This is a genomic window from Zemynaea arenosa, assembly GCF_004614185.1.
GTDB lineage: Bacteria > Pseudomonadota > Gammaproteobacteria > Burkholderiales > Burkholderiaceae_D > Telluria > Telluria arenosa.
The window spans coordinates 1-11114 of record NZ_SPVF01000019.1 but is presented as its reverse complement, the minus strand read 5'-3'; the positions used below and the strand labels follow the sequence as shown (position 1 = coordinate 11114).

Below are 11114 nucleotides of genomic sequence, written 5' to 3'. Positions count from 1 at the left end.
GCACCTGGACGGCCGCCCGGCGGCAGTCGACTTCCGCCTGCACCGCTAAGCGGCGCAGGCGTGCCGGCGCACTAGCGACCCGCCACGGCGGGCGGCGCAGCGTTGGGCAGCAGGTCCGGCAAGGCGTGGTTGGCGCGGATCACGCGGGCCAGGTAGGCCTGCAGGTCCGGGCTGGGTGGCGTAGGCGGCGGGCCTTCGAGATAGCGCTGCAGCATGCGCTCCAGCAGGTAGGCATAGGCCTGGCGCGGCATCGGTCCCTTGACGTTGTGGCCCTCGTCCGGGTCGACCAGCAGGGTCACCGGGCGCTCCAGTTTTTCCAGCTGTGCCACGTAGCCGGTGACGCCGGCGATATCGACCTTGTCGTCCTTGCCGCCGGCCAGGATCAGCAGCGGACGCACCACCGCGCCCGCGTGCCGTTCGGGCGCCGCTGCAGCGATCGCGGCCAGCGCCTGCGGGTCGTCCGCGTGGATGCCCAGCTCACGCACCTGCACCGCGAACGGCACCTCGCCATCGCGTTCGTCGTGGCGCCGGCTCATGGCGCCGAGCGTGCGCGCGAAATCGGTTGGCGGCACCGCCGCCAGGCCAAAGCGGAACAGCTCCGGCGTCCAGGTCAGTGCGAGCAGGGTCGAGTAGCCACCGAAGGAATCGCCCAGGATGGCCATCCGTTTGGCATCGCCGATGCCGTGGGCGGTGAGCCACTGCACGCCTTCGATGATGTCCCGCTGCACGCGGCCATTGCCGAAATCCGAGCCCGCCGCCAGCATGTAGCGTGCCCCGTAGCCGGTGGAGGAGCGGAAGTTCGGCTGGAACACCGCGTAGCCGCGGGTTGCCAGCAGCTGCGCGAGCCAGTGATAGCCGCCGTCGAAGTGGCCCCACGGTCCGCCGTGGACCATGGTGAGCAGCGGGGCGCGCGCGGCCGGCACGCCACGCGGCAGGGTGAGGTAGCCGTGCAGGCGCATGCCGTCGCTGGCCGTGTAGTCGATCGGGGCGGTGGGCGCCAGCTGCGCGGCGTCCAGCGGCTGGCCCGCCGCGCGTTCGGCGGCCAGGATGCTGGAGGTGGTGCCGGTCTCGGGGTCGAACAGCCAGTAGCGCGGATGCTGGAGCTGGGCGCCGGTCTCGGTCAACAGCCAGCGGCCGCGCGCCGGGGCGATGGCGACGTTCGTGTCCGGGAAGCGTTCCGCCAGCGCGGCCGCGGCGCGCCGTGCTTCCGGTACCAGCGCCTCGCTGTGGACGCGGGGGAGGCCGTACACGGCCAGCATGGGCTGGCGGGTGGCCGGAGCGAGCACCACGTCGCGCAGATCCGAGATGCCGCGCGGGTCGGTGCGGACCGGCGCCCGCTGCCCGCTCGCCAGATCGATCGTGACGACGCCCTTGCGGTCGCCCTGGTCTTCGGCGGTCATGGTCAAGGTGCGGCCGTCCGCGCTCAGGGCCACCAGGCTGCAGGGGCGCAGGCGCTGGCAGTGCAGGACGTCGGTCCAGTGGCCGTCCTGCAGGCGCGCCACGTGCTGCGCGTAGTCCTCGTCCTGCGTCTTGATGACGGCCAGCTCGCCGCGTTCGTCCTGCAGGAGGTCGCGCACCCGGCGCGGCCCGGCGTACAGCAGCTGGCGCTGGCCATCCAGGCCGATGCGTTCGAGCCGGTAGTGGCCCGCGTGGTCGTCCTCCTCGACCAGCGCATGGTGCGGCAGCACGCCGTCCACCGCAACCATCTGCTGCCCGCGCCGCCGGTCGAAGGTGGCCAGGGGCAGGCTCTGGCCGGTGCCCGTGTCCACCGCCGCGAGGGCGCTGCCGCTGTCGAGGAACAGATAGCGGCTGTCGTTGGACCAGGACAGCTCCGCGCGCGCCAGGCCGGTCTGCAAGGTACGCACGGCGCCGGCGGCCGGGTCGAGCAGCCGCAGGGCGGCCGTGCGGCCCTCCGCCATCACGAAGGCGATGAGGCGGCCGTCCGGGGCGATGCGCACCTGCTGTAAGGGGCTACGGCGCTGCAGATCCTGTGCGGCCAGCGGTCGCGCAGGCGCGAGGGCTTGTGCGGCGGCGGCCAGCTGGGGAAGCGCTGGCTCGGCGGCTATGGCGGGTGCGGCCATCAGGATCAGAAGCGAGGGCAGGGCGGCACGCAGCGACAGCTGCGCCCAGCCGAACCCGAACAGCGGGACGGACATGGCATTCTCCTTGGCGCGACAATGGCGCGCCGCATGCGCGGCGCCGGGGAGCACAGCGCACGCTGTCGCGGTGCTTCGCTGTACTAGTACGGATAGTACAGCGAAGTGCCGCGAAAGCAAAGAGAATCTGTCAGCCGGAGGTGACGGTCAGTAGCGCGTGGAGCCCCACGGGAAGAACCACTGGAGCGGGCGGTCGACCCGCGCGGCCCACGACTTCTCGTTGTGGCTTCCGCCTTCCGCCTCGATGTACAGCAGGTCCACGCCATCGCGGTAGCCCTGGCCGCGCATGGCTTCGTGCATCAGGCGCGTGTCCTCGACGCCGTCGTTGCTGGTGCCCGCGTCCAGGTAGAACTTGACGGGCACGCGGCGCGCCGAACCCTTGGCGTTCTTGACCAGCGCCTGCTGGTTCCACCAGAACGAGCTCGAGACGCCGCCAGCCTTGGAGAACACCTCCGGGTGCTTCTCTGCGATGTACACGGACGCGATGCCGCCCAGCGACGAGCCCATGATGGCCGTATCGTCCTTCCCCTTGAGCGTGCGGTAGTGCGCATCGACCCAGGGTTTGACCGTGTCCACGATGAAGTCCATGTAGGCGTCGATCTTGCCGCCGCCGTATTTCGGGTCGCAGCAGGGCGTGTACTCGGGGATGCGGTCCGGCGTGTTGTCGATGCCGACCACGATCACCTCGTCCATCTTGCCGCCCGCGATCAGCGCGTTTGCCGTCTCGTCGATGCCCCATTCGGCGCCATACGCCGCGGTCTTGGCATCGAACAGGTTCTGGCCATCGTGCATGTAGAGCACCGGGTAGCGCTTGGCGCGGTTCTCGTCGTAGCTGGGCGGGAGGTAGATGCGCAGATTGCGCTTGTTGTTCAGCTGTGGGGAGGCGAAGTCCGGCACCAGCGTGACCTTGCCGAAGGGCGCACCGAAGAAAGGGTAGATGTCCAGCACCGCGCCAGCGGGCAGCTTGTACGCCGAGCCGACAGAGAGGTTGTCCTTGCCGAGCTTGGGCTTCATCTCCACGTCGCCCAGCTTATCGGGCCAGGTGTAGGTCCAGACACCGTCGGCTTCCTTGCGCGCGGGCGCGGCGGCGTCCCAGGTCATGGGGCCCTTGGTGCCGACCACCCGGATGTCGCCGTCCTTGGCGTCGTAGTGGATGCGGACCGTGGTCGCGTGGGCCGAAACGGCAGTGGCGAGGGCAGCCACCGCTGCCAGTACATGAATCGCTGAACGCATGCTTACTCCGATTGAGTGCGAGTGACGGCGCGCAGGCGCACGCCGTAGATGTCAAAGGTGTTGGATGGCCCCTGCGTGCCGCCCGCCGCGCTGAAGGTGGCGTTGCTCTGCATGTAGCTCATGTTGTAGAAGTCACTCAGCTCCAGCGTGTACGCGCGGCCCGGCGTGAGCTGTGCCATCAGCGGCGTCGAATACACGAGCGGCGTATGAGCCTTTTCCAGCCGCGCATGCGGGAGCTGGATCACGCCCTGGGCCACTGCGCGGCCCGTGCTGTCGCGCACCGCCAGCCACTTCACGCCGCCGCTGATGCCCAGGTTGATCTGGTTGGCGGCGTTGTGATAGCGGACCTGCACGGCGTATTGGCCCGCCTTCGGCACCGTGATCCCGGATACGGCGAAGCTGTCGGACGGCTTGCCCCATCCCTTGATGGACGGCGCGTCGAAGCGCGCATCCGGCGCGGTGGGCTTGATGCTGGCGCTGATGCGCGCGTCCGTCACGCCAATCTCGATGCCCGCATCCGCGCACTGCGGCGCGCTGTGGTGGCTCGCATTGCCGGAGCTGAGGTAGTGCGCCTCCACGGTGTAGCACGCGGTCGCGCTGGCGGCCGGGTCGAACCAGGGCCCGGCCGGTACCTTGGCCGCAGCCAGTTCGCCGTCCCGATACACGTTGAAGACGGCGCCCGGCGACAGGCTGGCGATGTTGAAGTGCACATGGCCCGCCTTGTCGCGGCCAAAGTCGCGCACCATCGGCTCGCGCGGGGCGAACACGGTGCTCGCTTCCATGTACGGGTCCGCGTTCACGCGCGCAATCCCGGTGTCGCCCGGCTGCAGTGCGCCCAGCGCGATTTCGATGGTGTTGTCCGCGCCCAGCTTGTCCCACGCGATCTGGTCCCCGGTGGGCGCGCCGTTGACGGAGATGGACGCGACCTCGTAAAAGCCCTCCTGCCTGGACGGAGCGGGCAGCTTGATCTTGACCCGCACCTGCTTGCCGTGCAGGCGCAGGTTTTCGAGTGCGATCTCGTTCGTGCCAGCGAAAGTCTCGCGCCGCAGCCTGGACGTGATGAAGGGATCGAGGTCGATGCCGTCGGCGCTGGTGCGCACCCCGAACACCTGGTTGAGCACCATGCCGAGATAGGCGCCCACTGACCACAGCTGGCGCCGCGAGCTGATGACCGGGCCGATGAGGTTCGGGTGATACTCGTCCAGCAGCAGCGGCTGGCCGGTCAGCCACTCCAGGTTCTCCATGTTGGACAGGTTGAGGGCCGCGCCGCGCATCAGCGAGTCGTAGGCGGCATCGGCGACCGCCGTATTGCCGCTCATGGCGGCGGCCCGCAGGCCGTATGCGGTGACAAAGGGCCAGATGGCGCGGTTGTGATAGACCGCGCGGTCCGGCTGCTGTGGATAGATCACCGGTGGGCCTATCGGTCCATGCGGGTAATGCGCCAGGATCTGCGCGGCCTGCTCGTCGTCCGCCACGCCCGTGACGATGGCCAGCGCCTGGCCCAGCCAGTCGAACTTGTACATCGGCGCGCCGTTGAAGTGCGGGCCGGTCAGGCTGCTGTACAGGCCCGCGTCGGCCAGCCACAGCTCGGTGTTGATGGCCTCCTTGAGCTGCGCGGCCCATTGCGCGTACTTCTGGGCGTGCGCGCTGTCGCCGGTCTCGCGCGCCAGCGCGGAGGCCAGCGTCAGCGCCTTGTAGTGCGCCACGTTGGTGGACAGCGCCTTGGACGAAGCCATGCTGGCGATATCGTCGACGATCCACGCGGCGTAGGACTGCTCGCGCCAGTCGAGGAAGGACTCTTCGCCCGTGTACAGGCCCGTGACCGCATCGAAGGCCGCCACGCGGTCGTTCTCGATGGTGTTGACCAGCGCCTGCAGCGCACGCGGCACAAAGGCCTTGCGCTCGGCCGGGGCCAGGTTCTCCAGCGCCGCCTCGGCGCCGAAGGCCCACGAGACCCGGTCGGTGGAGACCGGCCAGCTGCCGCCGCTGCCCGTGTCCTGGATGATCTGCAGCCCGTCCGCGCTGCCCGCAACCTGTGGCGCTTTCACGATGCCAGTGCGCCAGCCTGACAGCTTGAAGTCCAGCGAGTTGCGCACGCGGGCCGGGTCCAGCATCGCCAGCCCGAGGTTGGCGGCGTACGACAGGTCGCGCGTCCACACGTAGTGCCACTTCTCGCCGGTCTCGAAGCATTCGCAGGGGACGGGCGCGCCGCCGTTATAGTTGCCGTCGGCGATGCGGCTGACCGAGTCCTGCTTCATCTCGTGAGTGGCGAGTGCGAACAGGGCGTCGAAGGCCGTGTTCCCCGAGCGCACGCGCGGCAGATCGGCGTACTCCTGGTAGCGTACGAACTGCGGACCGGGGTCGCGCAGCTGCATGGTGGTCGACTGGATGTAGCCGCGCAGGATGGCGTTATCGGCGCTGAAGCGCACTTGCTCCTTCCTGCCGTCCCAGGTCGGGTATTCCAGCGTGGTGACGGAACGCCCGGCCGGGTGCGGGTCGGTGGCCTTTTGCGCGGGCGCCTCCAGGCGCGCAATGCGCAGCACCGGCGCGCCGGGCTGGGAGGCGTCGACGGTGAAGCGGTACAGCGCCGTCGTTTTGGAGAACAGGTGGTCCTCCGCGCCCGCCTGGGTGGCTAGCTGGTAGTCCGTGCCCGGCTTGACGTCCACGCTGGCGGTGGGGTTGATCACCCACTCATCCGCCCAGTCCTTCGAACCGATCTTGAAGCCGTGGTAGCCCGGGCCGATTTCCACCAGCGCCTCGTACACGCCCTTGCCCTGGTAGCGCAGCACGTGGTCGGTGCCCCAGCCATTGAAGCCGCCGCGCACGTAGATGTCGCGCGGGAGCGGTGGGGCATCGGCGGCATCGGCGGAGCCGACGGTACCGAATGCCAGGAACAGAGCCAGGAAGAGCGACTGTGGTTTCATCGGAATTCGTTCCGTTCGATGATGCCCTTGAGGACGTCCCGGCCTTTCAGCATCGGGAAGTCGGCGGGGCGGTAGGCTTTGGGCGTGACGAAGCGCAGCGTGCCGATTTCGCTGGCGAAGGAGGGCAGCGCGGGCTGGGCGTCCAGCGGCTTGCCGTCCAGCTGCGGCTTGCCTTTCTTGAGTGCGAACATGGCGCTCTTGCCGGGTGCCAGTTCAAACGTGACACGCGAACGGCTCTTGTCGGCGTTGAGATAGTCGAACTGCACCTGCCGCGCGGCGCTGCCGTGCAGCGTCATGCGCCACTGACCGCGTGCGTAGTCGATCGCGACGTCCTCGCCCTGGCCGAACGGCAGCAGGGCCGTGAAGGTCTTCCACTGGGCCGGCACCGCGGGCGCGAAGCGCAGCGTGTTGGCGGGAAGGTCGGGGCGGAAGCCGACGTAGTCCTGGTAGGCATTGCGCGCATATTCGGCCACGCTCCACGATTGCGCGAACGTGCCCGAAGGCTTCAGCGGCGGCAGCGCGTCCAGCAGTTCGCTCATGTTGCCCAGGGTGCCGAGGGTCAGGATCTGGGTCCCCAGGTTCTGCGTGAGCTTCCAGGCCAGGTCCTGGTAGCCGAATTTGTCCAGCGCCGTGACGGTGAAGCCCGCGTTCCAGTCCCACACGGTGCCGTTGTGGTAGGCCGCATCCTTGTGGTGGAAGGACGGATTCTCGTGGCGCGGGTGGAAGTACGGGTCGTCCTGGCTCAGCGACGCGATGCCATAGGGGTAGAGCAGGCCGGAGACGGCGTTCTTCGTGATGCGCGCCTGGACCTCGGGCGGCACGAAGTCGTCGTTGGGGATCGAGATCAGCATCAGCTGGTTGGGACGCAGCTTGAGATCGCGGCTGCCGTCCGCGCGCAGGCGGTCGGCCATTGCCTGGCCGTCCCAGAACAGCTTGAGGAAGTTCGCGCGCACCTGCGTGGCCGTGTCTTCCCACTCCCTGGCATGCGCTTCGTCGCCGGCCTGGCGGGCCAGCCAGGCGCCATCTTGCAGGGCCGTGTACCACAGCGCCTGGATCTCGACGGCGCGCGGGCCGCGCGCGGACCACGGCAGGTTGCCTTCGATGCGCGCGTCCATCCAGGTGTCCGCGTCGTCGTGGGTCAGGAGCTTTTGCGCGTCCATGAAATTGGCCATGGCGCCCTTGAAGTAGGGGACGGCCAGCTTGTACATCTCGGCGGCGAACTGCTGGTCGCCGGTGTAGCGGATGTACTCGACCGCTTCGCGCAGCATCCACGGCGTGCCGTCTACGGTGTTGTAGATGATGGCCGTGTCGGCGGACACGCGGTTGGGAATGCGGCCGTAATTCCGGTCGCCTTCCACCAGGTTCTGGTAGCGCGCAAAGTTGGCCAGCACCGCCTTGGCCGCGTCGAACTTGCCCGAGACGAGCAGGGTGCCCGGCAGCGCGATGAAGGTGTCGCGGCCCCAGTTGTCGCGGAACCAGGGCAGTCCGGCCCAGATGCCCTGGCCGAATTCCTCGACCTCGAACGCGCGGCTTGCGGCCTTGGCCCAGTTGAGGGCCTTGTTGTAAGTGGCGTCGCTGGTGGCGAGGTAGCTGCGGGTCAGGTCCGCGTAAACTTTTTCGCGCTCGGCGGCGATCGGGTCGCCCTGCATCAGCGCGCGGGCCTCCTGCAACGCTTCTTCAGCCGTGGGCGCGAAGGCGGCGATCACGGTGAAGGCGCGCGTGGGCGCGGCGGCGCGCAGCAGCAGGCCTTCCTCGACCTCGAACGGCTGGTCGGACACCAGCGCCATGGCGCCGTTGGCGAAAGTGATGGCGGCCTCCTTGCGCTCCGGGCGCTCGCTGGGCAGGCGCACGCCCGGCAGGGTGGCGTCGGTCAGCACCGGCTGCAGCGCGAGGCTGGCGTCCTTGCGCGCCGAGACACGCAGGGCCAGCGCGTGGTGATGCGAGAGCACCGCCAGCTCCTCGGTGGCGCCGTTGCGGTAGGCCACGCGGTGGCCCCACGGGTAGACCGATTCCTGCGACCTGGTGCGGTCGTTGGCCTGCAGGCCAACGTAGCTGACGTAGGTGCGCAGCCAGGTCCCCTTGCGCATCACGTAGCCGGCGCCGCGGTCGTAGGATTGGGTGAAGGCGTCGAAGTAGCCGTCGAGATTGTCGCCGGCGACAAAGCGCTGCTGCTGGCCGGGCTTGACGGTGATCGCCATCCCGGCGAAGAAGGTGTCGATGGGCGGAACGCTGCCGGCCTGCGCGCCCGCGGAGGCGCATCCGAGGGCCGCCGCCAGCGCCAGCGTGAGCGCCAGTGCCTTGAGTGTCATTGGTCTTATTGGGTGAGGTCGAGGATAAGTGCCGATTTTGCCGGAAGTTGAAGCTCGCGTGTCAGTTCATGGCGCTGGCCGGTCAGGACGTCGGTCCCGGCGCGCACGCCGCCGAGCATCTCACCAAAGCGCGCCAGCGGCAGCGCCACCGCCTTGTCGTTCTTGTTGAAGGCGACCATGAGCTTGTGCTTTTCGTCCCAACGGAACATCACATAGGTATTGTTCTCCGGCGCGAAGTGCGTGGTGCGCCCGCCATGCACCGCGGTGGCGGTCTTGCGCCAGGTGGTCAGCTTGCGGATGAACTCCTGCGCCTCGCGCTGGCGCGGCGTGAGACCGGCCCCCGTGAAGGCGTTGACCGCATCGCCCGCCCAGCCGCCGGGGAAGTCGTGCCGGTAGCTGTTGTCGTTGCGCTCCCCGGTGGCACTGGTCATGAGGATCTCGCTGCCATAGTAGAACTGCGGGATGCGCGGAGCCGTCATCAGGTGGATCATCGCCATCTTCCACAGGCCGACATCCACGTGCAGCACGCTGAAGGTGCGCGCCATGTCGTGGTTACCCTCGAAGAGCACCAGCTGCTCCGGGTGCGGATAGAGGTAGTCCATGGACAGCACTTCGTACATCGGCGTCAGGCTCTCCTTCGCTTCGCCGAGCGAGGTGCGCACCGCTTCGTTGAGCGGGAAGTCCATCATGCTGGGCATGTACGCGCGGTAGCCGTCGAAGTTCTGCTTGTCCTGCTGCCAGCGCGCCACCACGGTCGGGTACTTGCTCCATTCCTCGCCCACCATGTTCAGGTGCGGGTACTCCTGCGTGATGCGGCGTGTGTACTCGCTGAGGAAGCGCGGGTCCGAATAGCTGAAGGTGTCGATGCGCAGGCCCGCGAGACCCGCGTACTCGATCCACCAGATGCTGTTCTGGGTGAGGTAGTTGGCGACCAGCGGGTTGGCCTGGTTCATATCGGGCATCGACTGCACGAACCAGCCCTGGGTGAAGTTGGCGCTGTCCTGCCGGGACGCGTACGGGTCCTGCAGCGTCATGCGCTGGTGCCCGGTCGGCACGAACTTGCCGCCATAGTTCAGCCAGTCCGGCATCGGCATGTCGCGCATCCACCAGTGGCCCGAACCGATGTGGTTGAGCACCACGTCCTGGATGATGCCGATGCCATGCTTGCGCGCCTCGGAGGACAGGCGCACGTAGTCCTCGTTGCGGCCGTAGCGCGCGTCGATCTTGTAGAAGTCCGTGGCCGCGTAGCCGTGGTAGCTGTAGCCCGGCATGTTGTTCTCGACCAGCGGCGTGGGCCACAGCTGGGTGAAGCCAAGCTGCTCGATATAGCCCAGGTGGTCGATCATGCCCTGGATGTCGCCGCCGTGGCGGCCGCCGTCCACCCGGCTGAATTTGTCCGGCATGCCGGGCACGGTGTCATTGGACGGGTCGCCGTTGGCCCAGCGGTCTGGCATCACCTGATAAATAGCGTCGCGCGGGCTGAAACCCTGGCGCTCGGCCGAGCCGGGCTGGCGCGCCAGCAGCTGGTAGCGGTAAGTGAGTGCGCGCTTGCCTTCGAAGCGGATATCGAAGGCGCCCGGCTTGGCCTCAGGGGTGACGTCCAGGTCGATGAACACGTAGTTGCGGTTGGACACCTGCGTCACGCTGCGCAGGGTCACGCCGGGGTAGGCGATGCGCGGCGCCAGGGTGGCGATGTCCTGCCCGTGGACCATCAGCTGCAGGTGGGTGTCCTTCATGCCGGCCCACCAAAACGGCGGCTCGACGCGGTCCAGCGCCTGGGCCAAAACAGAGAGGGGAAGAGAGGCGAGCAGGGCAGCGAGCAGGCGGGGCATCATGAGGTCTCCATCGCCGTAGTTCTGCTACGGCCGGGTTGTTGTGCGACTGGAAGCATACCGGTTTGACACCACAAGCTCAAACTTCCGCCACTCCGCTCAGATTGCACCAATATGGTGCAGAAAGCTTTTTTTCTGCACAAATTGGAGTATTTTGTAGTCGTACTACAAATGCTTCACCTGCAATCTGTAGCTACGGAACAACAATGCGTGGCGGTCAAACCGCTTCAGGAATGGCTTGGTCGGCGAAAAAGCCACAAAAAGCCGCCTTGGGCCGACTCTCGTTGACAGTGCATCTAGTTTTAGTACAAAATTTACTACGGAAACGTCTGAAAGAGCGTTTACACACTGGGTCCCGCGAGAAATCGTGCGGTGCGAAGAGCGGGATAAATCTGTAGTTCTGATGAACTGGCGTTCTAAGAACTGATCAATCAATCGAGGGGACACATGAAGATTTTCGCGTACAAAGGCGAACAAGCCGGCGAGCAGCGCCGCGCTTTCCGTCTGAGCCCGGTCGCAGCAGGCTGCGCCGTGCTGCTGTCGGCGATGGCAGCGCCGGTTTATGCACAGCAAGCGGACCAGGCAGCGCAAGCGCCGGCCACCGCCGACCAGCAGGCCGCGCCGGCCGCCCAGCCGTCGCCCGCGCCGCAAGGCCAGAAC

General features: G+C 67.6%; 6 protein-coding genes. 1 reads left to right on the top strand and 5 read right to left on the bottom strand.

Going from position 1 to position 11114, the window contains the following annotated elements:
- Window positions 1-71: 71 nt before the first annotated feature.
- From E4L96_RS01555 to E4L96_RS01535, 5 genes are all read right to left on the bottom strand, one after another.
- Window positions 72-2156 carry a S9 family peptidase gene (locus E4L96_RS01555; protein WP_135205486.1) on the bottom strand — a complete coding sequence of 695 codons (2085 nt, stop codon included), beginning with the start codon at window positions 2154-2156 and terminating at the stop codon, window positions 72-74.
- A gap of 147 nt (window positions 2157-2303) precedes the next feature.
- Complete coding sequence (locus E4L96_RS01550) at window positions 2304-3389, bottom strand: alpha/beta hydrolase (RefSeq protein ID WP_135205485.1); 1086 nt, start codon at window positions 3387-3389, stop codon at window positions 2304-2306.
- Window positions 3390-3391: 2 nt separating this feature from the next.
- Window positions 3392-6313, bottom strand: a complete 2922-nt coding sequence (locus E4L96_RS01545; RefSeq protein ID WP_135205484.1) for an MGH1-like glycoside hydrolase domain-containing protein — start codon at window positions 6311-6313, stop codon at window positions 3392-3394.
- Window positions 6310-8622 carry an amylo-alpha-1,6-glucosidase gene (locus tag E4L96_RS01540; RefSeq protein WP_135205483.1) on the bottom strand — a complete coding sequence of 771 codons (2313 nt, stop codon included), beginning with the start codon at window positions 8620-8622 and terminating at the stop codon, window positions 6310-6312. The genes E4L96_RS01545 and E4L96_RS01540 overlap by 4 nt, the downstream gene beginning before the upstream one ends.
- 5 nt (window positions 8623-8627) lie before the next feature.
- Window positions 8628-10457 (bottom strand): glycoside hydrolase family 13 protein, encoded by a 1830-nt coding sequence (locus tag E4L96_RS01535; RefSeq protein ID WP_229414181.1) that lies wholly within the window; start codon window positions 10455-10457, stop codon window positions 8628-8630.
- Between the two features lie 444 nt (window positions 10458-10901).
- Between E4L96_RS01535 and E4L96_RS01530 the strand changes: the two genes are divergently transcribed.
- Window positions 10902-11114: hypothetical protein (locus E4L96_RS01530; RefSeq protein ID WP_135205482.1), on the top strand; the 213-nt coding region annotated here is incomplete at its 3' end.

What these genes read in the sequence shown, in the direction of transcription:
- E4L96_RS01555 (WP_135205486.1), bottom strand. Translation starts at nt 2,156, where the DNA reads ATGTCCGTCCCGCTGTTCGGGTTCGGCTGGGCGCAGCTGTCGCTGCGT.
- E4L96_RS01550 (WP_135205485.1), bottom strand. Translation starts at nt 3,389, where the DNA reads ATGCGTTCAGCGATTCATGTACTGGCAGCGGTGGCTGCCCTCGCCACT.
- E4L96_RS01545 (WP_135205484.1), bottom strand. Translation starts at nt 6,313, where the DNA reads ATGAAACCACAGTCGCTCTTCCTGGCTCTGTTCCTGGCATTCGGTACC.
- E4L96_RS01540 (WP_135205483.1), bottom strand. Translation starts at nt 8,622, where the DNA reads ATGACACTCAAGGCACTGGCGCTCACGCTGGCGCTGGCGGCGGCCCTC.
- E4L96_RS01535 (WP_229414181.1), bottom strand. Translation starts at nt 10,457, where the DNA reads ATGATGCCCCGCCTGCTCGCTGCCCTGCTCGCCTCTCTTCCCCTCTCT.